This is a genomic window from Paraburkholderia phymatum, assembly GCF_038900715.1.
GTDB lineage: Bacteria > Pseudomonadota > Gammaproteobacteria > Burkholderiales > Burkholderiaceae > Paraburkholderia > Paraburkholderia phymatum_A.
Genome location: NZ_JAYMRZ010000001.1, coordinates 194,547 through 220,353, shown reverse-complemented (window position 1 = coordinate 220,353; position 25,807 = coordinate 194,547). Strand labels below are relative to the sequence as shown.

The window sequence follows — 25,807 nt, the reverse complement described above, 5'->3', positions numbered from 1 at the left end:
ATGGCGCAAGCGCTTTCCATCGACCCACGCAGCACGGCCATCGTGCTGATCGATCTGCAGAACAGCAACGTCGGACGGCAACTGGAGCCGCATTCGGCCGCCGACGTGGTCGCGCGTTCCCTGCGCGCCGCCGACGCGCTGCGCGCGGCAGGCGGCACGGTCGTGTTCGTGCGCGTCGATATCCCGCAACTGCTGTCGCTGCCCGCCGACGCGCCGCTGCGTCCGCGTGACGCGCCCGCCCCGCCGCCGCAAGCGTCGGAACTCGTGCCCGAATGCGACGTGCAGGCCGGCGACGTGATCGTGACGAAGCGCCAATGGGGCGCGTTCTACGGCACCGATCTGGAACAGCAATTGCGTCGCCGTGGCATCCGCACGATGGTGCTGACGGGCATTGCGACAAACTTCGGCGTCGAGTCGACCGCGCGCGCAGCATTCGATCGCGGCTACGAACTGGTCTTTATCGAAGACGCGATGTCGAGTTTCTCCGGCGACGTGCATCGCTTTCCCGTCGAGCATATCTTTCCGCGCATGGGCTTCGTGCGCTCGACGGAGGAATTCGTCGGCGCGGTTGCCGAAACGGGCTCGTTCGGCGGCGCCTGATCGTATTGCGCGCAGGCGGGTAATCGCGCAAGCACTCGATCGACGCCGCGTTGTATGAGACGATCGTGCCTGCACTTCATTGGAGAGATACATGGCGTCATCCCAGGATACCGTCAGCATGGCGCTGTTCTGCGATTTCGAAAACGTCGCGCTCGGCGTGCGCGACGCGAAATACGAGAAATTCGACATCAAGCTGGTTCTCGAACGGCTGCTGCTGAAAGGCAGCATCGTCGTGAAGAAGGCGTACTGCGATTGGGACCGCTACAAGGGCTTCAAGGCCGCGATGCACGAAGCGAACTTCGAGCTGATCGAAATTCCGCATGTGCGCCAGTCCGGCAAGAACTCGGCGGATATCCGGCTCGTCGTCGATGCGCTCGATCTCTGCTATACGAAGTCGCACGTCAACACGTTCGTCATCATCAGCGGCGACTCGGATTTCTCGCCGCTCGTGTCGAAGCTGCGCGAAAACGCGAAGCAGGTGATCGGCGTCGGCGTGCAGCGCTCGACGTCGGATTTGCTCACGGCCAATTGCGACGAGTTCATTTTTTACGACGATCTGGTGCGCGAGAGCCAGCGCGCCACCGCGAAGCGCGAGAGCGCGAAGGCTGCGCAACAGGCCGCGCAGCAGGCGATGAAGCGCGCGTCCGATGACGAGAAGCGCAAGGAAGATCTGGAAGCGCGCAAGACGAAGGCGATCGAGTTTGCCGTGCAGACTTTCGATGCGCTCGCATCGGAGCGCGGCGACAGCGGCAAGATGTGGGCGTCGGTGCTGAAGGACGCGATCAAGCGCCGCAAGCCCGGCTTCAACGAGACGTACTACGGTTTCCGCGCATTCGGCAATCTGCTCGAAGAAGCGCAGTCGCGCGGGCTTCTGGAAGTGGGCCGCGACGAGAAGTCAGGCACGTTCGTGTATCGCAGCGCGAGCGCCGTCGTGGGCACGAGCGATATCGCGAGTTCGCGCGACACAGGTGACGAATGGACCGCGATGCCCACAAGCGCTGCAATGGCTGAAACGGATGATGCGGTTGAAAGGCGCGAAGAGGATAGCCTGACCGTTGAAGACGCGGGAGCAGTCGAGCAGGCAGCCGTGCCACAGCACGAACACGCGGACAGCGAAAGGAACGGCGCACGCCGCAAGGGCCGCGGCACGCGCAAGCCTGCAGCAAAGAAGGCGAAGAAAGCGAGCAAGGCGAATACCGAGCGAACGGATGCCGCCGATACCGATGCCGGTTCACACGTTTCTGCCGATGCACCGCCCGTTACCGGCCACGTCGCAGCGGCAGAGCCGCATGTCATGACGCCTGACGCGGAACCTCAAGCAGCCAAGGCTCCCGCCGCCAAAAAGACGCCGCGTAAATCGGCGACGCGAGGTCGCCGCCCGCGCAAATCCGAGCCGACTGGCGACGCCGGTTGAGCAGTGTCATCCGTATTGGTCCGGATGACTAAAGATATACGTCGCACGCCCGGTGCAGCGGAAACAAAAAAGCCCTCGAAACGAGGGCTTTTCTCTGTGCAAATCCTGAACTTCAGGTCAAGCAAAAGAAGCAGGACTTACGCAAAGTTCTTTTCAGCGAAATCCCAGTTCACGATGTTCCAGTACGCTTCGACGAACTTCGGACGTGCATTGCGATAGTCGATGTAGTACGCGTGTTCCCACACGTCGATCGTGAGCAGCGGCTTTGCGTCCGTGGTCAGCGGCGTGGCGGCGTTGCTCGTCGACACCAGGTCGAGCGTTCCGTCAGCCTTCTTCACGAGCCATGCCCAGCCCGAACCGAACGTGCCGACTGCCGTCTTCGTGAATTCTTCCTTGAACTTGTCGAAGGAGCCCCACTTCGCATTGATCGCGTCCGCCAGCTTGCCCTTCGGCGCGCCACCGCCTTGCGGCGACAGGCTGTTCCAGAAGAACGTGTGGTTCCACACTTGTGCGGAGTTGTTGAAGACACCGCCCGACGACTTCTTGACGATCTCTTCCAGCGACAGCTTCTCGAACTCAGTACCCTTGATCAGATTGTTCAGGTTCGTCACATAGGTCTGGTGATGCTTGCCATAGTGAAATTCAAGCGTCTCTTCCGACATGTGCGGAGCGAGCGCGTTCTTTGCGAAAGGCAGCGGCGGGAGCGTATGTTCCATGGTGCTATTCCTTTGTATCTGTTTATGGGGAGTCTGCGGATAACGCTGTGGAGCACTCGATTGTAGGCGAGTTGGAATAACCCCGCAAACACAAGCCCTTTATGGTGTTCATTGCGAAAACGCGCGGCGCGGGCAGCGTAATTAATGCTCGCGCAACGCGTTTTCACACGTCATACGAAGGTCAAAAGTACTGTGCCTCGCGCACGTCAAAAGCCATCCGTAAGACGCGGCTGCACATCTGAAAGCGCGATGTCCGCAGAGCCTTCCGCGAGATGAAGCGTCATGCGCCGGCCGGGCTTCAACGCCGATGGCGCACGCACTGCGCGTCCGCTTTGCGCATCGAGAAGCGCCGCGTAACCGCGCTCGAGCGTGCGTTGCGGACTCAATACTTCGAGCCGCGCAGCAAGTGTTTCCACTCGGGCGACGTGTCTTTCATGCTGACGCAACAATGCACGCTCCATCCGTTCGCCAAGCCCATTCACGGTTGCACGATGCTGCGAGAGATCGGGACGCCAGCGCTGCCAGCGCATCTGCACGAGCGCGAAACGCGCGCGCGCATCGCGCACGGGCCGCGCGCCCGCCGACGCAAGACGCGCACATAGCTGCTGAAGATGCGTGCGTTGCCGCGCGAGTCTTTCAGCGGGCGATACGAGACGTCGCGAGAGCCAGTCGAGTTGTTGAGCGCGGCGCTCCATCATGCGGCCGAAGCCGCGCGCAAGCGATGCGTGCCGATGATCGAGATCGCGCAGCAGCAGCACGCGCTGCGGACTGACGAGTTCGGCGGCGCCCGTGGGTGTCGGCGCACGAACGTCGGCGGCGAAGTCGGCGATCGTGAAGTCGGTTTCGTGACCGACGCCGCTCACGACGGGCACCTCGCTCGCCGCGATCGCGCGCGCGAGCACTTCTTCGTTGAAGGCCCACAGGTCTTCGATCGAGCCGCCGCCTCGACAGACGATCAGCACATCCACTTCGCGCCGACGGTTCGCCGTCTCGACCATCGCGGCCAGCTTCGCGCCGACGCCCGCGCCCTGCACGGGCGCCGGATAGATCACGACGGGAATATGCGGCGCGCGGCGCGCGAGCGTCGTCAGCACGTCGCGCAACGCCGCCGCCTGCAACGACGTGACGATGCCGATCGAGCGCGGATGCGCGGGCAACGCGCGCTTGCGTTGCGCGTCGAACAGGCCTTCGGCTTCGAGTTGCGCCTTCAGACGCAGGAACGCTTCGTACAGCCGGCCCTGGCCCGTGCGGCGCACGGCTTCGACATTCAGCTGAAGCTCGCCGCGCGGTTCATACATCGTGACGAGCGCGCGCACTTCGATCTTGTCGCCTTCGCGCGGCGTGAATTCAGCGTACTGCGCGCGGCCACGAAACATCACGCAGCGCATCTGCGCCTGCGCGTCCTTGATCGAGAAGTACCAGTGTCCGCTGGCGGCGCGCGTGAAGTTCGACACTTCGCCGGACACCCAGACGAGGGGAAACGAGCGTTCGAGCATCGTCCCGATTGCACGGTTGAGCACCGATACGGGAACGACAGCATCGCCGCCCGCTCCGGCGGCAGACGAGAAAGGACTTTCGGAATTCATGCGAGGAATGGTGTGAACAGGCCGGACAGACGATAGACCGATCGGCCAGTCAGGTCCAGCACCTCGTCAGTGCCTTTAGCCGGATTGTTAAAAGTGTCCACATGTCGGGAGCGCCTTGGTTTGGCGGCGCGAAAGTGCTCAGGAGCCCACTTAATACCATCCAACTTCATGATTTTTAAACATTTTTTCGCCGACAAGAGTTCTCATTCGCCGATCCGAGGCTTGCGCGACGGCCTTTCCAACAGTTTGCAAGGGGCGTTCTCCACAAAGTTATCCACAGGTTATGGATTGAGCATGAGCGGTGCCTGCCCCGCGCACGAAAGCCGTCCCGACTTGCGGCCGACGCCGCTCGCGCGCTAGAGTGCCGGGTTCGGGCGCGCTCTGGCCGATATGATGCGCGCCCTGTCGGGGATGGTTCGTCTCGTGCTTGTCTTGCGCTTGGGCCGTTCGGTGGCTGACCCGCTGTTGCCGCATGGCCGTTGCCGCTTCGCTGTTGTCACATTGCAGTTGCCACTTTTGTCGTCCGCGTTTCGTGGTTCCCTTCGTCCCTGTCTTTCAACCGTCGGTGCAGCCGACCGCCCGGAGATGCCCGTTGATGTCCGCACTGTCCGTCCCGTCTGACGCGCCGCGCCGGCCGGCTTGCTTCCGATGAGCGAACTCGCGTCCCGCATCGAAGCGCGTATCGCGCGCGAGTGGCAGCAGCGCGGCCCGCTCGCGTGGGCGATGACGCCGTTCGCGTGCGTCTTCGGCGCGATCGCGCTCGCGCGCCGCGCCGCGTACTCGCTCGGCTGGCTGAAGTCAGTGCGCGTTCGTGTGCCCGTCGTCGTCGTGGGCAACGTGACGGTCGGCGGCACGGGCAAGACGCCAACGGTGATCGCGCTCGTGCAGGCATTGCGCAGCGCGGGCTTCACGCCGGGCGTCGTGTCGCGCGGCTATGGCGCGAAGATCACGCTTCCGACGCTCGTCACGCCGACTTCGAATGCAACGCAAGCGGGCGACGAGCCGCTGCTGATCGCGCGCCGCACGGGCGCGCCCGTCTTCGTGTGCCCCGACCGCGTGGCCGCCGCCGAGGCGCTGTGTCTTGCGCATCGCGATGTCGACGTGATCGTCAGCGATGACGGCCTTCAACACTACCGGCTCGAGCGTGACGCGGAGATCGTCGTGTTCGATCACCGGCTCGGCGGCAACGGCTTTCTGCTGCCCGCCGGCCCGTTGCGCGAGCCGCTGTCGCGCAAGCGCGACGCGACGCTGATCAACAATCCGTACGACCGCGCGCTACCGCCGTGGCCGAACACGTTCTCGCTGGAGCTTGCGCCCGGCGACGCCTGGCATCTCGACAATCCGCGCCTGCGCCGCCCGCTCGCGCAGTTCGCGGGCGAACGCGTGCTGGCGGCCGCGGGCATCGGCGCGCCGGAGCGCTTCTTTGCAACGCTGCGCGCGGCGGGCCTCGCGCCCGAGACGCGCGCGCTACCCGATCATTACGCGTTCAGCGCGAATCCGTTCGTCGACGTGGACGCCGACGCCATCCTGATCACCGAAAAGGATGCGGTAAAATTGGCGTCCTGGCATGATGCGCGGCTGTGGGTCGTTCCCGTCGAAGCCACGCTCGATCATCGCCTCATTGCACTTGTTGTGGAGAAAGTCCGTGGACGCTCGCCTGCTTGAAATCCTCGTCTGCCCGATCTGCAAAGGCCCACTCAACTACGACCGCGCCGCGCAAGAGCTGATCTGCAACGCAGACAAGCTCGCCTATCCGATCCGCGATGGCATTCCCGTGATGCTCGTCGACGAAGCGCGTCAGACGGTCGAGGGCACGCCCGTCGATCTGAATCCCGGCTCGGTTGCGTGACTCGCCTGCCGACTCCGCGCAGATGATGACGCGCAACGAGTCGCCGTAACCGACACGCTGTTGTCCGCTGACGGCAAGCGAAAGCACCGAACCCAAACGCGCCGCCGATCATGGCGGCGCTTTTTTCTCGACGCTTCGGACCCGCTCCGGACCTTATCGCGGCCCTTTACTCTGGCTCTTTCACGCTGGCCGTTTTACGCTGAGCCCCTTTCGAGCCTTCTTTAAGTCGAGCCCAACACGGCCGCTCCACCGATGACCGATACCCAGCACACTCCGCCCTTCATCGCCGTCGTTCCGGCGCGGCTTGCATCCACGCGCCTGCCGAACAAGCCGCTCGCCGATATCGGCGGCAAGCCGATGGTCGTGCGTGTCGCGGAGCGTGCGCTCGAATCGGGCGCGCAGCGCGTGCTCGTCGCCACCGATGCGCAATCGGTATTCAACGTCGCGCGCGCGCACGGCATCGACGCGATGATGACGCGTGCCGATCATCCGTCGGGCACGGACCGTCTCGCGGAAGTCGCGTCGCATTACGGATGGAACGAAGACACGATCGTCGTCAACGTGCAAGGCGACGAGCCGCTGATCGATCCCGCGCTAGTGCGTGGCGTTGCGTCGCATCTCGCGGCCACGGACGGCTGCGCGATCGCAACGGCCGCGCATCCGATCCACGAGCCGGCCGACGTGTTCAATCCGAACGTGGTCAAAGTGGTGCTGGACGCGCGCGGCGTCGCGCTGTATTTCTCACGCGCGCCGATTCCGTGGGCCCGCGACGCGTACCAGCCGCACTGGCCGAACGTCGCGCAAATGCCCGCGCCATCCGCCCCCGCCACCGTCTACCGGCATATCGGGTTGTACGCGTATCGCGCGAAGTTTCTCCGTACTTACCCGAGCTTGTCGATTTCGCCGATCGAGCAGGCGGAAGCCCTCGAACAGTTGCGCGCGATGTGGCACGGCGAGCGGATCGCCGTCCTCGTCACGCAGGACGCGCCACTGCCGGGCGTCGATACACCGGAAGATCTTGCCCGCGTACAGGCGTTTTTTAGGTCGTCTGTGTAAAAAGGCATGGCATAATCGGTCGTTCATGCGATTCATTCCGATATCGGTGCGCATCAATCGATATCGCCATTCGCCCGTAGTTATAAGCCGCTTGTTCTGTCGTCTGTTTCGCAGCGCCGTATATGACGTGCTGCGCGAAGCTCGCAGCGAAGACCTGCCCGACGGAACCAGCGTGCCACGAAAAATCAAGAGCGCAGGCTGCCGCAAATAGCGCGCAGCGCGCCGCACAGAATTTACATAGATCTGGAGATATCAAATGCGTTTGATCCTGTTGGGCGCTCCTGGCGCGGGCAAGGGCACCCAGGCCAACTTCATCAAGGAGAAGTTCGGCATTCCGCAAATCTCGACGGGCGATATGCTGCGCGCCGCGGTCAAAGCAGGCACGCCGCTCGGCATCGAAGCGAAGCGCTACATGGATGCGGGTGAGCTCGTCACCGACGAACTCATCATCAACCTCGTCAAGGAACGTCTGCAGCAGCCGGACTGCGCGAACGGCTATCTGTTCGACGGTTTCCCGCGCACGATTCCGCAGGCGGAAGCGATGAAGCAGGCGGGTGTGCCCATCGACTACGTGCTCGAAATCGACGTCCCGTTCGACGAGATCATCACGCGCATGAGCGGCCGCCGCACGCACCCGGCATCGGGCCGCACGTATCACGTGAAGTTCAATCCGCCGAAAGTCGAAGGCATCGACGACGTGACGGGCGAGCCGCTGATCCAGCGCGACGACGACAAGGAAGAGACGGTGAAGAAGCGCCTCGACGTGTATGTCGCGCAGACGAAGCCGCTGATCGACTACTACAACACCTGGGCGCAGAAAGGCGACGCGTCCACTTCGCTGAAGGCGCCGCAATACCGCCGCATCTCGGGCCTCGGCTCCGTCGATGAAATCCGCGCTCGCGTGTTCGACGCGCTGAAGTAAGCAGCACGCTTCGCCACGCAAAGCCGCGCAAGATACGAAGAACCCGCCTCTCACGGCGGGTTTTTTGTTTGGCATAGCACTTTGGCTTTCCGGCGCAGCCGTTCATTCGGAGCACTGAGCGGGCCGCACGCAATATCGGCGCACGCGTGACAGCCGTTGCCGTATTGCGCGGTTTGACGCGTCGGGTCGAGCCGTTAAAATCGTTCAGCGATAAATATTCGAATCACGCGATCAACGCATCCAATCAAGGAGAAGACATGGACATCAAGGGCAACGTGTTTCTGATCACGGGCGGCGCATCGGGGCTCGGCGCCGCGACGGCGCGCATGATCGCGGAAAACGGCGGCAAGGTCGTGCTCGCGGACCTGAATCACGAAACGGGCGAGACGCTCGCGCAGGAACTGGGCGGCGTGTTCGTCAAGTGCGACGTGAGCCGCGAAGACGATGCCGTGCAGGCCGTCGAAGCGGCGACGAAGCTCGGCACGCTGCGCGGCCTCGTCAACTGCGCGGGTGTCGCGCCCGCGATGAAAACGGTCGGTAAGGACGGCCCGCATCCGCTGCACTCGTTCGCGCGCACGATCTCGATCAACCTCGTCGGCACGTTCAACATGATTCGCCTCGCGGCCGCCGAAATGTCGAAGCACGAGCCGAATGCGCTCGGCGAACGGGGCGTGATCGTGAATACGGCATCCGTGGCCGCGTTCGACGGACAGATCGGCCAGGCCGCGTATGCTGCGTCGAAGGCAGGCGTTGCGGGCATGACGCTCCCCGTCGCACGCGATCTGTCGCGCAATGCGATCCGCGTGATGACGATCGCGCCCGGCATCTTCGAAACGCCGATGCTGCTCGGCATGCCGCAGGAAGTGCAGGACGCGCTCGGCGCGATGGTGCCGTTCCCGCCGCGCCTGGGCAAGCCGAACGAGTACGCGATGCTCGTCAAGCAGATCTTCGACAACCCGATGCTGAACGGCGAAGTGATCCGCCTCGACGGCGCAATTCGCATGCAGCCGAAGTGAGTGCAACGCGCGCCGTACACGAACGGCCGCTGCAATGAAAAACGCCTGCGCACTGTTCTGCGCAGGCGTTTTCGTTTGGGCCGGAGCGGCGCGTCAGCCGATCAATCGCGATCGTTGTGCGTGCGCTGCCGCAATTCGCTCAGCTGCGATTCGACGACCGTCGCGTCTTCGGCATCCGGCCGGTCGTCGAGATAGCGTTCGAGGTCTTCGAGCGCGGGCCGCAGGTAATCCAGCCGCGCATACGCGAAACCGCGATCGCGGACTTCCTCGATGTTCTCCGGCAACAGGATCACGAGACGCTGCTGCACGGCGAGCAGCCGCTGCCAGCGTTCCGTCTGCAGATACGTCGCTTTCAGGTTGCGCAGCATGCGCGCGACGATCTCGCGGCGCGTCGCCGGCTGCAGCAGCATGCGCAGGGCGCGGCTCACCGACTCGCCCGCCTTCGCGACATAAGGCTCGAGCATCTCGACCATCTCGTGTTCCGTCAGCGGATGCCCCGTGGTCGGGTCGATCATCGCGTCGCCTTCGGGCAGCGTGACGCGCAACAGGAAATGACCGGGGAACGACACGCCGCGCACGGGAATGTCGATCTGCGACGCCATCTCCAGATACAGCACCGCGAGCGAGATCGGAATGCCGCGCCGGCGTTTCAGCACCATATTCAGGTGGCTGTTGTCGGGATCGTAGTAGTCGTTGACGTTCGCCGCGAAGCCCAGTTCACGGAAGAAGTAGCGATTGAGAATGCCGACGCGCTGCTGGATGTCGGCGTCGTCGGGAATGCGGCGTTTGACGCGCAGCGCGAGTTCGTCTATCTCCGCGAGCACCGCTTGCAGATCGAGATCGGGATAGGCGTCCTGCGCGAGCGAGAGCGCCGTTTCAGTGAGCGGAAACCCATCGTCTTCGGCGACGAGCGCGCTGAAATAATCGAGAACCCGCGTCATCGTGATCACTTCACTCGCCTTTTGAAATACGCGTACTTGAAGCCCATCAGCCACAGCATACCGAAATATAGCGCGGCAAACAGCACCAGGCACGCCGCCAGCAGCACCATGCGCCGCACCGGCTGCGCATGCATGCCGATCCAGTCGAAGTTGATCGCGAACCAGTGCATGACGCCCGCGAGCACGAGACACGCGCCGATCATCTGCACGAAGAACACCGTCCAACCCGACGATGGCATATAGATGCCGCGCCGCCGCAAGCCGATGAAAAGGCACAGCGCGTTGACGCAAGCGCCAAGCCCGACCGACAGCGTCAGCCCCGCATGCGCGAAGATCGGCACGAACACGTAGTTGCTCAACTGCGTGACGACCAGCACGAAGACGCCGATCTTCACGGGCGTCTTGATGTCCTGCTTCGCGTAGAAGCCGGGCGCGAGGATCTTGATCAGAATGAGGCCGATCAGGCCGATGCCATACGCCGCCAGCGCACGCCCCACCATCACGACCGCGTTGCCGTCGAACTTGCCGTAGTGGAAAAGCGTCGCCGTCAGCGGCTCGGCGAAGAAGAACAGCGCGATCGCGCTCGGCGCGGCGAGCAGGAACGTCACGCGCAAGCCCCAGTCGAGCAGCGCCGAGTACTCGTGCGCGTCGGCATCGACGTGCGCCTTCGACAGGCTCGGCAGCAAGATCGTGCCGAGCGCGACGCCGAGCAGCGCCGTCGGGAACTCCATCAGGCGGTCCGCGTAGTTGATCCACGACACGGCGCCCGGCCCGATGTGCGACGCGATGTTCGTGTTGATGATGAGGCTGATCTGCGCAACGGACACCGCGAACATCGCCGGCACCATTTTCGCGAGCACGCGCTTCACGCCGCGATGCGCGATCGCCTTGAACGGATCGAGCCCGATGCGCGGGATCATGTCGATCTTCTTCAGGCCCGGCAGCTGCACGGCAAACTGCGCGACGCCGCCCGCGATCACCGCCCACGCGAGCGCGAAAACGGGCACCTTCATGTGCGGCGCGACGAACACGGCCGCGACGATGAACGCGACGTTCAACAGCACGGGCGCGAACGCGGGCAGCGAGAAGTTCTTGTACGTGTTCAGCACGCCCGACGCCAGCGACGTCAGCGAAATGAACACGATGTAAGGGAACATGATCCGCGTCATCGACACGGCCAGCGTGAACGCCTGGCCGTCGCTGCGCAGGCCGGACGCCACGACGAACACGACCCACGTCGCGCCCGCCACGCCCAGCAGCGAGAGAATCGCCAGCGCCCAGGCGAGCACCGTCGAGGTCGCATCGACGAGCGCCTTCGTCGCGTCGTGGCCCTTCTGGTTCTTGAACTCGGCGAGGATCGGCACGAAGGCTTGCGAGAACGCACCCTCGGCGGAAATCCGGCGCAGCAGATTCGGGATTCGGAAAGCGACGTAGAACGCGTCGGTGTACTGGCTCGCGCCGAATGCGCGGGCGATCAGGGTCTCGCGGGCCAGTCCGGTCACGCGCGAAAGCAGCGTGAAGCCGCTGACCGTCAGCAGGGCTCGGAATAGATTCATGGGGCGCTTATTATACGGGTGCGTCCAAGGCGGTCAGCATGTCAGGGCAAGATTCCTCTTAATCGGGACCGAATGGGACTGTTTTGCGCGAAATACGTTCGATTCGACGGCGAATTTGTGGGGAGATTGGCGTCTTTCGAGCGGTCGTGCGGGCTAGCGAGACCGTCCGCTCGCGACATCGGATGGCCTTCGACGGCGCACACGCCACCGGTCCTCACCCGTGAGTCAGCAAAGCCGAGACTGCACGCGGTTGCCACGTGTCTGATTTTGTTGCTATAATCGCCCGTTTCGAAGCTCGCTCACCTTACTGCCCTGCTCCATTGGAGTCGGAACGAGCGGGACTTCACGTAGTTCTCAGTTGTTTGTCTATTTGTTTGCGCCCTTGGGCAATCGCTCTCAGGGGTTCGATCTAAAAGCAGCGCCCGCCGCTATCAAAGGCAGGCACTGGAAACAGGAACAGGATAAGGAACCGTCATGGCTAACTCCGCACAAGCACGCAAGCGCGCCCGTCAAGCCGCCAAGGCAAACTCGCACAACTCGGCGCTGCGCTCGAAGTACCGCACGGCTGTCAAGGCTGTCCGCAAGGCAATCGAAGCCGGCGACGCAGCACAAGCCGCTGAAATCTTCAAGGCATCGGCAAAGACGCTGGACATCATTGCCGACAAGAAAATCGTTCACAAGAACAAGGCAGCTCGCCATAAGAGCCGCCTCGCTGCAGCCATCAAGGGTCTGCAAGCGCCCGCAGCGCAGTAAATTGTCGAATCCGGCAGCTCGCTCGCGCGAGCTGCTTCCTGTTTCCGCTGCGTCATCAAAGCCCGCCATCGCGGGCTTTTTTGTTTTTCGCGCGGCTGAGTATCACACCGCACGTCCTGCTTCGATCGATGATCGCGCGCGAAGCCGATCCAGTCGCACGCACAAAAAAACCCGCCGATGCGGGTTCCATTGTTCATCCAGCCTGCTGCCGATGCCGCGCGGACCCGGCGCCTGACTCAACGCGACGACGCTTTTTGCGCCTCATGCTCCGGCGGAAGCTCGCACGCCTCGGTGACGAGCAGATCGTTGTCCTTGGCGAAATTCATCACGAAGTCGAAAGCCATCGGCTCGATCTCCCGCAGCCGCGAATCGAGAATCACGCACTTCAGGTCGCCGATCATCGTGGGACGCACGTAGTGGGAATACTGAAGACGGGCGTTCGGCCCTTTCGCGCCCGGACCAAAACACGACATCACGCCCGCCAGTCGCTCCGACCAGTCGCTCGGACGAAACTTTCGCCCAGACGACGTGATGCCCTGAATGAAATACTCGGTTGGGGGTGTATCGGCCATGTACGAAACCCTGTGTGACTGCCCGGCGATCTGCCAGTGACGAGCCGGCGAAAGATGGCGCTGCCTGAAAACGCTGTTCAAACACGTCTTGCGACCACCCGAACCCACAGTGAATCCTGCATCGAGCCTTGGAGTCCGGCCGCCGCAGCGAGCCAGCGAGGACGCGAGGACGCTTCGGGCAGCGATCAGATGGCGCACGATACGGCGCATACCGGATGTGCGAAAGCCGTGTCCTGCAAGCGTGAAGCCTGCCCGCCGGGCTTTGAGAAAACTCCGAGATTATAGCGCAGCCAGGGTTTTTCCGCACTGCACACAAGCCCTTTGGAACAGTCCTTTGCACGTTGCGGCATATCGCCGATGCCTTTTGGCCGACTCGTCAAAACATTCAAAATCCTTTATGCTGCATTGAGTTACCACAAACGACGGCGGCCCAGTCCGGCAATTTCGCCCGGGTGAATCCGCCGTATTTGTTTCATGACCTCCAAGACAATCCGCCACTATCTGCAGTTCAACGATTTCTCGCTGGAAGACTACGAGTACGTGCTCGAACGCGCCCGCATCCTGAAGCGCAAGTTCAAGAACTACGAGACGTATCATCCGCTGCACGACCGCACGCTCGCGATGATCTTCGAGAAGAACTCGACGCGCACGCGCCTGTCGTTCGAAGCCGGCATCTTCCAGCTGGGCGGTCACGCCGTCTTCATGAGCACGCGCGACACGCAGCTTGGCCGCGGCGAGCCGATCGAAGACGCAGCGCAGGTCATCTCGCGGATGGTCGACATCATCATGATCCGCACGTTTGGCCAGGACATCATCCAGCGTTTCGCAGAAAATTCGCGCGTGCCCGTCATCAACGGCCTGACGAACGAATATCACCCGTGCCAAGTGCTGGCCGACATCTTCACGTACTACGAGCATCGCGGTCCGATTCGCGGCAAGACGGTCGCCTGGGTCGGCGACGCGAACAACATGCTCTATACGTGGATCGAAGCGGCACAGATCCTCGGTTTCAAGCTGCGCCTGTCCACGCCGCCGGGCTACAAGCTCGACCGTGGGCTGGTCTCGCCGGAAAGCGCGCCGTTCTACGAGGAATTCGACGATCCGAACGAAGCGTGCAAGGGCGCCGATCTCGTCACAACGGACGTGTGGACCAGCATGGGCTTCGAAGCCGAAAACGAAGCGCGCAAGAAGGCGTTCGCCGACTGGTGCGTCGATGCCGACATGATGTCGCGCGCGAACAAGGACGCCCTTTTCATGCACTGCCTGCCCGCGCACCGCGGCGAGGAAGTGAGCGCGGAAGTGATCGACGGGCCGCAGAGCGTCGTGTGGGACGAGGCGGAAAACCGTCTGCACGTGCAGAAAGCGCTGATGGAATTCCTGCTGCTCGGCAAGCTGAATCACTAGGCATCCGCGCAAACGCAGCACAAGCCGCCGGATCGATCTGGCGGCAAGCATTTCAAAGCAACAAGGCAACACGCAGATAAAACGCCGGGCAATAACCCGGCGGCAGACAGGCAGCAGAAAGGCGGCAAGCAGAAACGGGACATCGACGATGTCCCACGCCGACTCTCCAGCGGGGCGCACCGTCCTGCAACAACGCGTTGACTCGCTGGCCGCCGCACCCGAAATCGCGGGACATGCGGCGGTTTAGTGTCAAAATATGGTTTTTCCGCGCGCCGGACCGGCCGACGCGCTCAGTTCTCCCAGCTACGAGTTCACCATGAGCGATATCAACAAAGTCGTGCTCGCCTATTCGGGCGGTCTCGACACCTCCGTCATCCTGAAATGGTTGCAGGACAACTACGACGCCGAAGTCGTCACGTTCACGGCCGATATCGGCCAGGGCGAAGAACTGGAACCGGCTCGCAAGAAGGCGCTGCAACTCGGCATCAAGCCGGAAAACATCTATATCGAAGACCTGCGCGAAGAGTTCGTGCGCGACTTCGTGTTCCCGATGTTTCGCGCGAACACGATCTACGAAGGCGAATATCTGCTGGGCACGTCGATCGCGCGTCCGTTGATCGCGAAGCGCCAGATCGAAATCGCGCGCGCAAGCGGCGCACAAGCCGTGTCGCACGGCGCGACGGGCAAGGGCAACGACCAGGTGCGCTTCGAGCTCGGCTACTACGCGCTCGAACCGGGCATCAAGGTAATCGCCCCGTGGCGCGAGTGGGATCTGCTGTCGCGCGAAAAGCTGCTCACCTACGCGGAAAAAGCGGGCATTCCCATCGAAATGAAGCACAAGCAAGGCGGCGCGCCGTACTCGATGGACGCGAACCTGTTGCACATCTCGTTCGAAGGCCGTCACCTCGAGGACCCGAAGGCGGAAGCCGAACCGGAAATGTGGCGCTGGACGGTATCGCCGGAAGAAGCGCCGGATCAGCCGGAATACCTCGACGTCGAGTACGAGCACGGCGACCCCGTCGCGCTGAACGGCAAGCGCATGTCGCCCGCCGAAGTGCTGACCGAGCTGAACCGCCTCGGCGGCAAGCACGGTATCGGCCGCCTGGATCTCGTCGAGAACCGCTACGTCGGCATGAAGTCGCGCGGCTGCTATGAAACGCCGGGCGGCACGATCATGCTGAAGGCGCACCGCGGCATCGAATCGATCACGCTCGACCGCGAAGTCGCGCACCTCAAGGACGACCTGATGGCCCGCTACGCGTCGCTGATCTACAACGGCTATTGGTGGAGCCCGGAGCGCCGCGCGATCCAGGTGCTGATCGACCACACGCAGGAAAAGGTGAGCGGCTGGGTGCGCGTGAAGCTCTACAAGGGCAGCGTGTCGGTCGTCGCGCGCGACTCCAAGGAGACGCTGTTCGACAAGACCATCGCAACGTTCGACGACGACGGCGGCGCCTACAACCAGGCCGACGCCGGCGGCTTCATCAAGCTGAACGCGCTGCGTATGCGTATCGCTGAAAACGCACGCCGCAAGCGTGGCTAAGCGATAAAACGCTGCTGCAAAAAGGAAGCGCCGGGTTCACACCCGGCGCTTTTTTCATTTCAGACTCGCTTGAGTTCGCGTACAAGCGAGCCGTTCAAACTCAAAGACAAACCGGCTCAGCCTCCAGTTCGACGCCGAACCGCTGCGCCACGTCCTGCTGGATCGCTTTCGCGAGCGCCAGCACTTCCGCCCCGCTCGCGCCGCCGCGATTCACGAGCACGAGCGCCTGACACTCATGCACGCCCGCCGCCCCCATCGCGCGGCCCTTCCAGCCACAGCGGTCGATCAGCCAGCCCGCGGCGAGCTTCACGCGTCCATCCGCCTGCCGATACGACACGATCTCCGGCTCCTTCGCGAGCAAGGCGTCGAACTGCGCTGCGTCGACGACAGGATTCTTGAAGAAGCTCCCCGCGTTGCCGAGCGCGAGCGGATCGGGCAGCTTTGCGCGGCGCACGGCGACGACGGCATCGAAGATCGCCCGCGGCGTGGGCGTCGCATCGACCAGGCCGACGGCGGAAAGCTCGCGCGCGATGTCTGCGTAACCGGCGCGCGGCGTCCACGCTTTCGGCAATCTGAACGTCACCGACGTAATCACGAAACGGCCGCGCCCTTCCTGCTTGAAAAAGCTGTCGCGATAGCCGAAACGGCAATCGTCGGCATCGAATTCGACCGTCTCGCCCGTTGCGAGCTCGATTGCGCGCAGCGACGCAAAGCGCTCGCACATCTCCAGCCCATACGCGCCGATATTCTGGATCGGCGCCGCGCCGACCGTGCCCGGAATCAGCGCGAGATTTTCGAGGCCTGGCATGCCCTCTGCAAGTGTCCACGAAACGAAGTCGTGCCAGTTCTCACCCGCAGCGGCTTCGACGTACCACGCATCGGCGTCCTCGCGGACCCGCTTGCGGCCGCGCAGCCCGATTAGCAGCACGAGGCCGTCGAAATCGCCCGTCAACACGACGTTGCTGCCGCCGCCCAGCACGAGGCGCCGCAAGCCCGCCACGCGCGGATCGCGCACGGCCGCAAGCAGCTGCGCCTCGCTTTCGATATGGCATGCGAGACGCGCGCGCACATCGAAGCCAAATGTGTTGTGCGGCTTCAGCGGGAAGCCGGCGGTGAACGGGAGCAGATCGGACTCGGACATCAGGTGTTCTGGCAAGCGCCCTGCGAAGCGCGAACGGTACGGCGCAATCGGTTCGCGAGCCTTGGGCAAAAGGGAAAGGGGTCGGTAAAATGACACCGGTTCGTGATTATAGCGAGTGCGTCGCGCGCAGCCGTCTGACGTTAGGCGGAGCGCCGCCGCTCGATACAAATGGGAGAATGCAATGCCATCGTTTGACGTCGTCTGCGAAGCCAACATGATCGAAGTGAAGAACGCCGTCGAGCAGTCCAACAAGGAAATCTCGACGCGCTTCGACTTCAAGGGCTCGGACGCCCGCGTCGAGCAGAAGGAGCGCGAACTCACCGCGTATGCCGACGACGAGTTCAAGCTCGGCCAGGTGAAGGACGTGCTCGTGTCGAAAATGGCGAAGCGCAGCGTGGACGTGCGCTTCCTCGACTACGGCAAGATCGAGAAGATCGGCGGCGACAAGGTCAAGCAGGTCGTCACCGTGAAGAAAGGCGTGTCCGGCGATCTCGCGAAGAAAATCGTCAAGCTCGTGAAGGACAGCAAGATCAAGGTTCAGGCGAGCATTCAGGGTGATGCCGTGCGCGTGTCGGGCACGAAACGCGACGATCTGCAAAGTGTGATCGCGCTGCTCCGCAAGGACGTGACCGATACGCCGCTCGACTTCAACAACTTCCGCGACTGATGTGTGCCGACATGTGCCGTCCGCCGGACGGCGCATGTCGATTGCTTGGGTATACGGCTTGAGCAAGAAGCGGCGATGCGGCCTCGCCGCTGCTGCGAATTCAATGCTTGTGCGACGCCGGCCGCGTGGCCGCTTCCGCTTTCTTCTTGTCGCCGATGCGGCTTTCCTGCCCTGCCACCAGCTTCGCGATGTTCGCGCGGTGACGCCAGATCAGTAGCGCGCTCATCGCGACGATCGCCAGCGCAATCACGTTCGCGCCGAACAGAAAGCCGTCGAACAGCGGCGCGAAAATGGCCGCGCACAGCGCAGCAAGCGACGAGTAGCGCGTGAAGAACGCGACGATCAGCCAGGTCAGCAGCGTCGCGATGCCAAGCACGGGATTGATCGCGAGCAGCACGCCCGCCGCCGTCGCGACGCCCTTGCCGCCCTTGAAGCGAAAGTAGACGGGATACAGGTGGCCGAGAAAAACGGCGATCGCGGCGATCGCGACGGACGTATCGTCGAGTCCGAAACGCGCCGAGAAATGCCCGGTGAGCCACACGGCGATCCAGCCTTTGAACGCGTCGCCGATCAACGTGATAATCGCTGCCTTCTTGTTGCCGCTACGCAGCACGTTCGTGGCGCCGGGGTTCTTCGAGCCGTACGAGCGCGGATCGGCGAGTCCCATCGCGGCGCTGACGATCACGGCAAACGACACCGAGCCGATCAGATAAGCCACGACGGCGACAATCAGGTTTTCCATGTTGAAACTCTTATCAGTATTGGAAAGCGCAGCAAGCGGCGCAGGTCTCCTGGCAGCGCAGGCGCAACGGCGCACATTCTACCGCCGCGTTCACGCCGTTTTACAGATGCAGGCGCGCGCGTCAATCGACGCTCGCGCACTGCACCGGCTTCGCGGACAGCAGCGACGTGAGCACGCCCGGCGCGATGCTGACGAGAAAGCCGCGCCGCCCGCCGTTGATCCATATCCTGTCCAGTTCGAGTATGGTCGATTCGACGTACACGGGCATCGCTTTCTTCGTGCCGAACGGCGACGTGCCGCCGATCAGATAGCCCGAATGCCGGCTCGCCACTTCGGGCTTGCACGGCTCGACACGTTTCGCGCCGATCTGCCGCGCGAGATTCTTCGTCGACACCGTGCGATCGCCATGCATCAGCACGATCAGCGGCTTGGCCTGCTCGTCTTCCATCACGAGCGTCTTGACGACATGATGTTCGTCGACGCCAAGCTGCCGCGACGATTCACCTGTGCCGCCGTGATCGACGTAGTCGTACGGATGCTCGCCGAATTCGACCTTGTGACGGCGCAAGAACTGCGTGGCAGGGGTTTCGGAGACGTGTCTGGATTTACTCATCGGCGCATTGTAATGTCCGCGCGACGCATCGACCATTTGCCAGATGGCCAATTGTGCGCGTCCGCGGATTATGGCACGCTCGTTCGACAGCCTTCCGGCGCAGCGGCATGCAGCCGGTTCAGGCGCACGGATCGTCCATGAAGGAGACATCGTTGAAGCCAGTCTCACAGCCGCCTGACGTCGCGGTAGACGCGCCGCAGCGCATCGACGCCGCCGCCCTGCTCGCGTCGCTCCCAGCGCGCATCGCCGATATGCCGGCGCTGATCGCCGCGCGCGATCCCCAACGTGTCGCGCTGATCGAGGACGAACGGCGTCTCACGCGCGCGCAACTCGCGCAAGCCGTGGATGCCGTCGCCGCGCTGCTGGGCGAGCAAGGCGTGCGCGCCGGCGACCGCGTGATGATCGTCGCGGAAAACAGCATCGTGCAGATCGTGCTGCTGTTCGCGGCCGCGAAGCTCGATGCATGGGCGCTGGTGTCGAACGCGCGGCTGTCGGCGGGCGAACTCGATGCGATCCGCGCACACGCGCAGCCGCGCATCGTCACGTATGCCGTCGACGCATCGCCCGATGCGCGGCAGCACGCCGAACGCCACGGCGCGAAGCACGCGTCCGGCATCGACATCGACATCGGCGCGTGGTGCTACGCGGTCGACGACGCAGCGCAAGCGGAACCCGTCGAAACCGCCTCCGACCGTCAATGCGCCGCGCTGATCTACACCACGGGCACGACGGGCGCGCCGAAGGGCGTGATGCTGTCGCATCGCAACCTGCTGTTCATCGCGACGATGTCGAGCACGCTGAGGCGCGTCAACGCCGATGACGTCGTCTATGCCGTGCTGCCGATCTCGCATGTGTACGGGCTTGCGTCGGTGTGTCTCGGCAGCCTGTATGCGGGCGCGACGCTCAGGCTCGCGCCGCGCTTCTCGCCCGAAGCCGTGCGCCGCGCGCTCGCCGAAGAACGCGTGTCGATCTTCCAGGGCGTGCCCGCGATGCACGCGAAGCTGCTCGAATATCTGCAGGCAAACGGGCTGCCGTGGTCCGCGCCGCAACTGCGTTTTGCGTACTCGGGCGGCTCGTCGCTCGACGCCGCGTTGAAGGCGCGTGTCGAAGCCGTGTATGGCGTCACGCTTCACAACGGCTACGGGATGACCGAGAGCAGCCCGACCGTCTCTCAAACGATGATCGACGCGCCGCGCGCCGATTGCTCCGTCGGCCAGCCGATCCCAGGCATCGAAGTGCGTTTCGTCGGCGTAGATGGAGTGGATGTCGCGCAAGGCGAAGTCGGCGAACTGTGGGTGCGCGGCCCGAACGTGATGCTCGGCTACTATCGCAATCCGCAGCAGACGCAGGCCGCCATCACCGAAGACGGCTGGCTCAGGACGGGCGATCTCGCGCGTGAGGTAGCGGACGGTGCGCTGCATATCGCCGGGCGCAGCAAGGAGCTGATCATCCGCTCGGGCTTCAACGTCTATCCAGTGGAAGTCGAACAGGCGCTGAATGCGCATCCCGATGTCGTGCAGTCCGCGGTGATCGGGCGCGCGATCGAGGGCAACGAGGAAGTGGTGGCGTTCGTCGAGCTGATCGGTGGCGCGGCCACGACGCCCGCCGATCTGGCCGAATGGTGCGAAACGCGGCTCGCGCCGTACAAGCGTCCCGCCGAAATCAGGGTGCTGGCCGCACTGCCAGCCGCATCGACGGGCAAGATCCTCAAGCACCGGTTGCGCGATCTCGCATGAGCCGCGCGGTAACGGTTAGCGCAAGAAAAATCAGCCGCTCGAAAAATCAGCCGCAAGAAAGATCAGCAGCGAGAAAGCGATCACCCGCGCGGATGATGCGCCGCGTGCAGCGTCTTCAGACGCTCGCGCGCGACGTGCGTGTAGATCTGCGTCGTCGAGATATCGGTGTGGCCGAGCAGCAGTTGCACGACGCGCAAGTCGGCGCCATGGTTCAGCAGATGCGTCGCGAACGCGTGACGCAGCGTATGCGGCGACAGCGGCGCGTGAATATGCGCGGTCATCGCGTGGCGCTTGATGATGTTCCAGAACTGCTGGCGCGTCATGCCCTCGGCGCGCGCGGTGACGAACAGCGCATCGGCTGAACGCTGGCCGAGCAGCGCGGGCCGCGACTCGCGCAGATAGCGCTCGATCCACCCGTGCGCCTCTTCGCCGAACGGAATCAGCCGCTCTTTCGAACCCTTGCCCATCACGCGCACGACGCCTTCGTTCAGGCCGACTTCCACCGTCTTCAGCGTCACGAGTTCGCTGACGCGCAAGCCGCTCGCGTACATCAGCTCGAGCATCGTGCGATCGCGCAGGCCCAGCGGCGTCGTCACATCCGGCGCGCCGAGCAGCGCTTCGACCTGCGCTTCCGTCAGCGTCGACGGAAAGCGCGGCGGCTGCTTCGCCGAGCGGATGCGCAGCGTCGGATCGGCCGCCGCGCGATGCTCGCGCACGGCCCACGCGTAGTAGCGGCGAAACACGGAAAGACGCCGGTTCGCCGACGTCGACTTGTCCTTCGCGCGCGCGGCGCTATAGGCCGTCAGATCGGCTTCCGTCGCCGTATCCAGCGATGCATCGCGCGTGTCCGCGAGCCATTCGGAGAAAAGCCGCAAGTCGCCCCGGTACGCATCGAGCGTGTTGCGCGCGAGCCCATGCTCGAGCCACAGCGCATCGCAGAACGCGTCGATCGACGCGCCGCTCGTCAGCAGCAAAGGTGACGCGGGCCGCGCGTCTTCGGTCAGCACATCAGTCATGCGTAGGGTACGCCCTCGTGTTTCAGCAGCCATCGTTTGACGTTGCGATAGTAGCCGTCGCCGCCCGTATGCGCAAAGCCGCCGATGCCGCCCGACGCCACCACGCGATGACACGGAATCACGATCGGAAAGAAGTTCGATCCGCACGCCTGGCCGACGGCGCGCGGCACGCTGCCGATGCTCTTCGCAAGCTGCCCGTAGGTCAGCACCGTCCCCGGCGGAATCTCGCAGATCGCTTGCCACACGCGCCGCTGGAAAGGCGTGCCGACGCTGGCGAGCGGCAGATCGAAAGTGGCGGACGCGCGCTGCAAATAGTGCTCGATCTGCTCGACAGCCTGTTTCGCGAGCGACGACTGCGGCTCGACGTTCGCAACCGAATCGGGCAGATAGACGATTTCGCGCACGGTCTCGCCATCGGGCCCGCCCTGCACGCGCAAGCCGATCTTGCCGAACGGCGCATCGATCACTGCATCGAACATGATGTGCTCACCTCTTCCGGAAGGTCCATTCAACGTTGCTATGCCGCTTCCAGCGCCCACTCGACGTGCTCGCGCACGAGCGGCGACGGATCGTCGGCGCGCTTGCGCAGCGCGTCGACGATGGCGGCGCGCGCGTCGGCGGAAAGGCTCTGCGGCGCGGCCCGCAGCGCATTGCCCATGCCGACGGCGAGATTGCGCAGCCAGCACTCGTAGCCGATGCGGCGGATCGCGCTGCCCTGCATGCGCGTGTCGAAGTCCTCGGCGCTCCAGCCGAACAGTTCGACGAGTGACGCGCGATCGAGTCCATGACGCACGTCGAAATCGTCGACGGGCGCGGCCTGCGCGAACTTGTTCCACGGACACACGAGCTGGCAATCGTCGCAGCCGTACACACGATTGCCGACCAGCGGCCGCAAGTCCTGGGGAATACTGCCCTTCAGCTCGATCGTCAGATAGGAAATGCAGCGCCGCGCATCGACCTGATACGGCCCGACGATCGCGCCCGTCGGACATGCGCCGATGCAGCGCGTGCAACTGCCGCAATGCGCGCCCGGCGTTTCGGGCGCGCGTTCAGGCGCCGTCCCGGCATCCGTCGGCAAGGGAAGATCGACGAAGATCTCGCCGAGGAAAAAGAGCGACCCCGCATCGCGTTGCAGCAGCAAAGTATGCTTGCCGCGCCAGCCCGTGCCCGCCTTCTGCGCAAGCTCGACTTCGAGCACGGGCGCTGAATCGGTGAACACGCGATGACCATACGGGCCGACTTCCGCTTCGATCCGTCCGGCCAGTTGCTGCAGACGGTTGCGCATCACCTTGTGATAGTCGCGGCCGCGCGCGTAGATCGACACGACAGCCGCCGACGGATCGTCGAGACGCGCACGCTCTTCCAGTCGCCAGTCGTGCTGAACGCTTCGAGTGTCCGCGCTCGCACTTTCATCATCCTTTCGCACATCCGAAGAACGAGGCAAATGAGCGGGCAAATAGGCCATTCGCACGGAGATCACGCGTCGCGTTCCGGCCACAAGCTCGGCTGGCCGCGCACGTTTCATCCCATGTTTGGCCATATAATCCATCTCGCCGTGGCAACCCGCGTCGAGCCATGCAGCAAGGCCCGCTTCGGCGTTCGACAGGTCGATATCGCTGATGCCGACCGCGCCGAAACCCAGCTCGCGTGCCCAGTTCCGGATACGCAAAGCAAGCGCCGCCAGTTGCGCTTCATCGTAATGACGCGTGGCAGGTGCTTCGTCGTTCGCCGCACGGGGTGGCGAATGCGCGTCGGGACGTCGCTCCCGATCTTGCTCCGACAAGGCGTCGGGATGCTGCTGGCTTTGGTTCATAACGCCATTTTACGAGAATGCCCGATCAATCACGTCTCGCGAATCAACCGTCTGCTGCCGTCCTGCTGGAGCGCCATTTCGCGCTCGCGGACGAATCCGCCACGATGGCATTCGGCGAACGCTTCGCGCATGCAATCGACAGCGTGCGCAGCGCAGGCAGCGGGTCGGGCGACCTCGCATTCAGCGGCCTTCAGGTGCAGCTCTTCGGCGACCTGGGCGCCGGCAAGACGACACTCGTGCGCGCAACGTTGCGCGCCCTCGGACACACGGGCCGCGTGCGCAGCCCCACCTATACGCTCGTCGAGCCTTATGCGGTCGAACGGCCGGATGGGGAACTCGAGTTGTATCACTTCGATCTTTACCGTTTCAACGATCCGGCCGAATGGGCCGATGCAGGCTTTCGCGAGTACTTCGACAGCGGCGCTATCTGCCTCGTCGAATGGCCGCAACGCGCGGGCAGTCTGCTAGGCGTGCCGGATCTCGTGTTCTCGCTCGACGTCGACGGCGATGGCCGCAGGCTGGTCGCCCGGGCGTATAGCGAATCAGGAAAGGCATGTCTCGAAAGATGTTGATCAAACCGTTCCGCTCGATCGAATCGGCGGCCACGGCGACGCACAACTGGCGTCGCCGGCAGATTCTTCGCGCGGGCGCTTCCACCCTCGTCCTCGGGCTTGCCGCTCCTCGCTTCGCATGGGCGTCGTCGGTACTCGGCGTGCGCGTGTGGCCCGCGCGCGACTACACGCGCGTGACCATCGAGTCCGATCAGCCGCTGCAGAACACGCAGCAGATGCTGCAAGGCCCCGACCGGCTGGTGGTCGATCTGAACGGTCTCGACCTCGATCAGGCGCTGAAGGATCTCGTCTCGAAGATCGCGCCGAACGATCCGCAGATTCAATCAGTGCGCGTCGGTCAGTATCAGCCGCATGTGGTGCGGATGGTGTTCGACCTGAAGGGCTCGGTGAAGCCGCAGGTGTTCACGCTGCCGCCCGTCGGCACGTACAAGTACCGTCTCGTGTTCGATCTGTATCCCGCCGTCGCGCCCGATCCGCTGATGGACCTGCTCGCGCAGACGGAGCGCAAGCAGCAGCAGCTCGACAAGCTCAACGAAGAGTCCGCGCCGCCCGCCGCGACGCTGGGCGGCCCGACCACGCCGCCCGCCGACAACAGCGACGCCTTCTTCGAGAAGTACGCGCAGAACAACGGGCCCTCGTCTTCCGCACCCGCGCCGCGTCCGCCCGCGCATGCGGCGCCGGCGCCGCACACGCCTAAGCCCACGCCGACGCCCGCGCCGCCCGTCATCGCGCGCAACAACGACAACGATACGGATAACGAAGGCGACAACGGCGACGACACGTACAAGTTCACCACGCCGAAGAAGGGCAGCACGACGGTGCGCCTGCTGACGGTCGCGATCGATCCGGGCCACGGCGGCGAAGACCCCGGCGCGATCGGCGGCAGCGGCACTTACGAGAAGCACGTCGCGCTCGACATCGCGAAGAAGCTGCGCGCGAAGATCGACGCGCAGCCGAACATGCGGGCGATGATGACGCGCGACGCCGACTTCTTCGTGCCGCTGAACGTGCGCGTGCAGAAGGCGCGGCGCGTCGGCGCGGACCTGTTCGTGTCGATTCACGCGGATGCGTTCACGACGCCCGAAGCGAACGGCTCGTCGGTGTTCGCGCTGTCGGAGCATGGCGCGTCGAGCGCGGCCGCGCGGTGGATGGCGAACAAGGAAAACTCGTCGGATCAGATCGGCGGCATCAACATCAAGTCCGCCGATGCGAGCGTGAACCGCGCGCTGTTCGATATGTCGACGACGGCGCAGATCCGCGACTCGATGCGCTACGGCACATTCGTGCTGAAGGAAATCGGCGGGATCAACAAGCTGCACAAGGGCAGCGTCGAACAGGCGGGCTTCGCCGTGCTAAAGGCGCCCGACATTCCGTCGATCCTCGTCGAGACCGCGTTCATCAGCAACCCGGATGAGGAGCGCCGTCTGAACGACGACGCGTATCGCGAGAAGATGGCGAACGCGATCCTGAGCGGCATCAAGCGCTACTTTGCCGCGAACCCGCCGCTCGCGAAGAGCCGGATGACCTGAGTCCCAGGCTTTTCACTCATCCCGCGCCGCAAGCAAAACGGCCGCACTGC

26 protein-coding genes are annotated in these 25,807 nt (G+C 63.7%); 14 read left to right on the top strand and 12 right to left on the bottom strand.

Annotated features, from left to right (window positions below):
• On the top strand, positions 1 to 600 hold the full coding sequence (locus tag VSR68_RS00975; protein WP_342938025.1) for an isochorismatase family protein: 600 nt from the start codon (positions 1 to 3) through the stop codon (positions 598 to 600).
• 91 nt (positions 601 to 691) lie between these two features.
• Positions 692 to 2,014: an NYN domain-containing protein gene (locus tag VSR68_RS00970; protein WP_342938024.1), complete on the top strand. Its 1,323-nt coding sequence runs from the start codon at positions 692 to 694 to the stop codon at positions 2,012 to 2,014.
• Between the two features lie 137 nt (positions 2,015 to 2,151).
• On the opposite strand, the gene sodB is transcribed toward VSR68_RS00970, so the two are convergent.
• From sodB to VSR68_RS00955, 3 genes are all read right to left on the bottom strand, one after another.
• A complete protein-coding gene (sodB, locus tag VSR68_RS00965) occupies positions 2,152 to 2,730 on the bottom strand; it encodes a superoxide dismutase [Fe] (RefSeq protein ID WP_087739436.1) in 579 nt (192 codons plus the stop codon).
• Positions 2,731 to 2,936: 206 nt separating this feature from the next.
• Positions 2,937 to 4,316, bottom strand: a complete 1,380-nt coding sequence (gene xseA / locus VSR68_RS00960; protein ID WP_342938023.1) for an exodeoxyribonuclease VII large subunit — start codon at positions 4,314 to 4,316, stop codon at positions 2,937 to 2,939.
• Entirely contained in the window at positions 4,313 to 4,513 is a 201-nt protein-coding gene (locus tag VSR68_RS00955) for a hypothetical protein (RefSeq protein WP_342938022.1), read from the bottom strand. Before VSR68_RS00955 ends, xseA begins: the two co-directional genes overlap by 4 nt.
• A gap of 451 nt (positions 4,514 to 4,964) precedes the next feature.
• Here VSR68_RS00955 and lpxK point away from each other — a divergent pair, with 451 nt between their 5' ends.
• The 5 genes from lpxK (at position 4,965) to VSR68_RS00930 (ending at position 9,159) form a co-directional block, all read left to right on the top strand.
• Positions 4,965 to 5,981 (top strand): tetraacyldisaccharide 4'-kinase, encoded by a 1,017-nt coding sequence (gene lpxK, locus VSR68_RS00950; protein ID WP_342938021.1) that lies wholly within the window; start codon positions 4,965 to 4,967, stop codon positions 5,979 to 5,981.
• Positions 5,962 to 6,165 carry a Trm112 family protein gene (locus tag VSR68_RS00945; protein ID WP_342938020.1) on the top strand — a complete coding sequence of 68 codons (204 nt, stop codon included), beginning with the start codon at positions 5,962 to 5,964 and terminating at the stop codon, positions 6,163 to 6,165. Before lpxK ends, VSR68_RS00945 begins: the two co-directional genes overlap by 20 nt.
• A gap of 252 nt (positions 6,166 to 6,417) precedes the next feature.
• Positions 6,418 to 7,221: a 3-deoxy-manno-octulosonate cytidylyltransferase gene (gene kdsB, locus VSR68_RS00940; RefSeq protein ID WP_342938019.1), complete on the top strand. Its 804-nt coding sequence runs from the start codon at positions 6,418 to 6,420 to the stop codon at positions 7,219 to 7,221.
• 256 nt (positions 7,222 to 7,477) lie between these two features.
• Entirely contained in the window at positions 7,478 to 8,143 is a 666-nt protein-coding gene (gene adk / locus VSR68_RS00935) for an adenylate kinase (protein WP_342938018.1), read from the top strand.
• A gap of 257 nt (positions 8,144 to 8,400) precedes the next feature.
• Positions 8,401 to 9,159 carry a 3-hydroxyacyl-CoA dehydrogenase gene (locus tag VSR68_RS00930; RefSeq protein WP_342938017.1) on the top strand — a complete coding sequence of 253 codons (759 nt, stop codon included), beginning with the start codon at positions 8,401 to 8,403 and terminating at the stop codon, positions 9,157 to 9,159.
• A gap of 101 nt (positions 9,160 to 9,260) precedes the next feature.
• Here VSR68_RS00930 and VSR68_RS00925 read toward each other — a convergent pair whose 3' ends face one another.
• Positions 9,261 to 10,100, bottom strand: a complete 840-nt coding sequence (locus VSR68_RS00925; protein ID WP_342938419.1) for a SirB1 family protein — start codon at positions 10,098 to 10,100, stop codon at positions 9,261 to 9,263.
• Between the two features lie 5 nt (positions 10,101 to 10,105).
• The gene (gene murJ / locus VSR68_RS00920; protein WP_342938016.1) at positions 10,106 to 11,656 is read right to left on the bottom strand and encodes a murein biosynthesis integral membrane protein MurJ; all 1,551 of its coding nucleotides are present in this window, start codon (positions 11,654 to 11,656) and stop codon (positions 10,106 to 10,108) included.
• 474 nt (positions 11,657 to 12,130) lie between these two features.
• Between murJ and rpsT the strand changes: the two genes are divergently transcribed.
• The gene (rpsT, locus tag VSR68_RS00915) at positions 12,131 to 12,409 is read left to right on the top strand and encodes a 30S ribosomal protein S20 (protein WP_054916931.1); all 279 of its coding nucleotides are present in this window, start codon (positions 12,131 to 12,133) and stop codon (positions 12,407 to 12,409) included.
• A gap of 236 nt (positions 12,410 to 12,645) precedes the next feature.
• On the opposite strand, the gene VSR68_RS00910 is transcribed toward rpsT, so the two are convergent.
• Entirely contained in the window at positions 12,646 to 12,981 is a 336-nt protein-coding gene (locus VSR68_RS00910) for a DUF3579 domain-containing protein (protein WP_342938015.1), read from the bottom strand.
• A 474-nt stretch (positions 12,982 to 13,455) separates the two neighbouring features.
• On the opposite strand from VSR68_RS00910, the gene argF reads away from it, so the two are divergent.
• The gene (gene argF, locus VSR68_RS00905; RefSeq protein ID WP_342938014.1) at positions 13,456 to 14,385 is read left to right on the top strand and encodes an ornithine carbamoyltransferase; all 930 of its coding nucleotides are present in this window, start codon (positions 13,456 to 13,458) and stop codon (positions 14,383 to 14,385) included.
• Positions 14,386 to 14,701: 316 nt separating this feature from the next.
• Positions 14,702 to 15,928 carry an argininosuccinate synthase gene (locus VSR68_RS00900; protein WP_342938013.1) on the top strand — a complete coding sequence of 409 codons (1,227 nt, stop codon included), beginning with the start codon at positions 14,702 to 14,704 and terminating at the stop codon, positions 15,926 to 15,928.
• Between the two features lie 100 nt (positions 15,929 to 16,028).
• Here VSR68_RS00900 and murB read toward each other — a convergent pair whose 3' ends face one another.
• Positions 16,029 to 17,069 carry a UDP-N-acetylmuramate dehydrogenase gene (murB, locus tag VSR68_RS00895; RefSeq protein WP_342938012.1) on the bottom strand — a complete coding sequence of 347 codons (1,041 nt, stop codon included), beginning with the start codon at positions 17,067 to 17,069 and terminating at the stop codon, positions 16,029 to 16,031.
• Between the two features lie 181 nt (positions 17,070 to 17,250).
• On the opposite strand from murB, the gene VSR68_RS00890 reads away from it, so the two are divergent.
• Positions 17,251 to 17,736, top strand: coding sequence for a YajQ family cyclic di-GMP-binding protein (locus tag VSR68_RS00890; protein ID WP_087739445.1), 486 nt, complete (start codon positions 17,251 to 17,253; stop codon positions 17,734 to 17,736).
• A 100-nt stretch (positions 17,737 to 17,836) separates the two neighbouring features.
• Here the strand turns inward: VSR68_RS00890 and plsY are convergent, their stop codons facing one another.
• Together plsY and ybaK are read right to left on the bottom strand one after the other, a co-directional pair.
• Entirely contained in the window at positions 17,837 to 18,478 is a 642-nt protein-coding gene (plsY, locus tag VSR68_RS00885) for a glycerol-3-phosphate 1-O-acyltransferase PlsY (RefSeq protein ID WP_090865636.1), read from the bottom strand.
• Between the two features lie 121 nt (positions 18,479 to 18,599).
• On the bottom strand, positions 18,600 to 19,091 hold the full coding sequence (gene ybaK, locus VSR68_RS00880) for a Cys-tRNA(Pro) deacylase (RefSeq protein ID WP_342938011.1): 492 nt from the start codon (positions 19,089 to 19,091) through the stop codon (positions 18,600 to 18,602).
• Positions 19,092 to 19,243: 152 nt separating this feature from the next.
• On the opposite strand from ybaK, the gene VSR68_RS00875 reads away from it, so the two are divergent.
• Positions 19,244 to 20,827 (top strand): class I adenylate-forming enzyme family protein, encoded by a 1,584-nt coding sequence (locus VSR68_RS00875; protein ID WP_428983436.1) that lies wholly within the window; start codon positions 19,244 to 19,246, stop codon positions 20,825 to 20,827.
• A gap of 80 nt (positions 20,828 to 20,907) precedes the next feature.
• On the opposite strand, the gene xerD is transcribed toward VSR68_RS00875, so the two are convergent.
• From xerD to queG, 3 genes are read right to left on the bottom strand one after another with little or no spacing between them, the layout of a single operon-like run.
• Positions 20,908 to 21,843, bottom strand: a complete 936-nt coding sequence (gene xerD / locus VSR68_RS00870) for a site-specific tyrosine recombinase XerD (protein WP_342938009.1) — start codon at positions 21,841 to 21,843, stop codon at positions 20,908 to 20,910.
• A complete protein-coding gene (locus VSR68_RS00865) occupies positions 21,840 to 22,322 on the bottom strand; it encodes a methylated-DNA--[protein]-cysteine S-methyltransferase (RefSeq protein ID WP_342938008.1) in 483 nt (160 codons plus the stop codon). Before VSR68_RS00865 ends, xerD begins: the two co-directional genes overlap by 4 nt.
• Before the next feature lie 38 nt (positions 22,323 to 22,360).
• A complete protein-coding gene (queG, locus tag VSR68_RS00860; RefSeq protein ID WP_428983442.1) occupies positions 22,361 to 23,527 on the bottom strand; it encodes a tRNA epoxyqueuosine(34) reductase QueG in 1,167 nt (388 codons plus the stop codon).
• Between the two features lie 146 nt (positions 23,528 to 23,673).
• Here queG and tsaE point away from each other — a divergent pair, with 146 nt between their 5' ends.
• Entirely contained in the window at positions 23,674 to 24,228 is a 555-nt protein-coding gene (gene tsaE / locus VSR68_RS00855) for a tRNA (adenosine(37)-N6)-threonylcarbamoyltransferase complex ATPase subunit type 1 TsaE (RefSeq protein ID WP_342938006.1), read from the top strand.
• Positions 24,210 to 25,757: an N-acetylmuramoyl-L-alanine amidase gene (locus VSR68_RS00850; RefSeq protein ID WP_342938005.1), complete on the top strand. Its 1,548-nt coding sequence runs from the start codon at positions 24,210 to 24,212 to the stop codon at positions 25,755 to 25,757. The genes tsaE and VSR68_RS00850 overlap by 19 nt, the downstream gene beginning before the upstream one ends.
• Positions 25,758 to 25,807: the final 50 nt, after the last annotated feature.

Bases quoted from the DNA above. Each gene is read 5' to 3' on its own strand.
- VSR68_RS00975 (WP_342938025.1), top strand. From the start codon at position 1: ATGGCGCAAGCGCTTTCCATCGACCCACGCAGCACGGCCATCGTGCTG.
- VSR68_RS00970 (WP_342938024.1), top strand. From the start codon at position 692: ATGGCGTCATCCCAGGATACCGTCAGCATGGCGCTGTTCTGCGATTTC.
- sodB (WP_087739436.1), bottom strand. From the start codon at position 2,730: ATGGAACATACGCTCCCGCCGCTGCCTTTCGCAAAGAACGCGCTCGCT.
- xseA (WP_342938023.1), bottom strand. From the start codon at position 4,316: ATGAATTCCGAAAGTCCTTTCTCGTCTGCCGCCGGAGCGGGCGGCGAT.
- lpxK (WP_342938021.1), top strand. From the start codon at position 4,965: ATGAGCGAACTCGCGTCCCGCATCGAAGCGCGTATCGCGCGCGAGTGG.
- kdsB (WP_342938019.1), top strand. From the start codon at position 6,418: ATGACCGATACCCAGCACACTCCGCCCTTCATCGCCGTCGTTCCGGCG.
- adk (WP_342938018.1), top strand. From the start codon at position 7,478: ATGCGTTTGATCCTGTTGGGCGCTCCTGGCGCGGGCAAGGGCACCCAG.
- VSR68_RS00930 (WP_342938017.1), top strand. From the start codon at position 8,401: ATGGACATCAAGGGCAACGTGTTTCTGATCACGGGCGGCGCATCGGGG.
- VSR68_RS00925 (WP_342938419.1), bottom strand. From the start codon at position 10,100: ATGACGCGGGTTCTCGATTATTTCAGCGCGCTCGTCGCCGAAGACGAT.
- murJ (WP_342938016.1), bottom strand. From the start codon at position 11,656: ATGAATCTATTCCGAGCCCTGCTGACGGTCAGCGGCTTCACGCTGCTT.
- rpsT (WP_054916931.1), top strand. From the start codon at position 12,131: ATGGCTAACTCCGCACAAGCACGCAAGCGCGCCCGTCAAGCCGCCAAG.
- VSR68_RS00910 (WP_342938015.1), bottom strand. From the start codon at position 12,981: ATGGCCGATACACCCCCAACCGAGTATTTCATTCAGGGCATCACGTCG.
- argF (WP_342938014.1), top strand. From the start codon at position 13,456: ATGACCTCCAAGACAATCCGCCACTATCTGCAGTTCAACGATTTCTCG.
- VSR68_RS00900 (WP_342938013.1), top strand. From the start codon at position 14,702: ATGAGCGATATCAACAAAGTCGTGCTCGCCTATTCGGGCGGTCTCGAC.
- murB (WP_342938012.1), bottom strand. From the start codon at position 17,069: ATGTCCGAGTCCGATCTGCTCCCGTTCACCGCCGGCTTCCCGCTGAAG.
- VSR68_RS00890 (WP_087739445.1), top strand. From the start codon at position 17,251: ATGCCATCGTTTGACGTCGTCTGCGAAGCCAACATGATCGAAGTGAAG.
- plsY (WP_090865636.1), bottom strand. From the start codon at position 18,478: ATGGAAAACCTGATTGTCGCCGTCGTGGCTTATCTGATCGGCTCGGTG.
- ybaK (WP_342938011.1), bottom strand. From the start codon at position 19,091: ATGAGTAAATCCAGACACGTCTCCGAAACCCCTGCCACGCAGTTCTTG.
- xerD (WP_342938009.1), bottom strand. From the start codon at position 21,843: ATGACTGATGTGCTGACCGAAGACGCGCGGCCCGCGTCACCTTTGCTG.
- VSR68_RS00865 (WP_342938008.1), bottom strand. From the start codon at position 22,322: ATGTTCGATGCAGTGATCGATGCGCCGTTCGGCAAGATCGGCTTGCGC.
- tsaE (WP_342938006.1), top strand. From the start codon at position 23,674: ATGCCCGATCAATCACGTCTCGCGAATCAACCGTCTGCTGCCGTCCTG.
- VSR68_RS00850 (WP_342938005.1), top strand. From the start codon at position 24,210: ATGTCTCGAAAGATGTTGATCAAACCGTTCCGCTCGATCGAATCGGCG.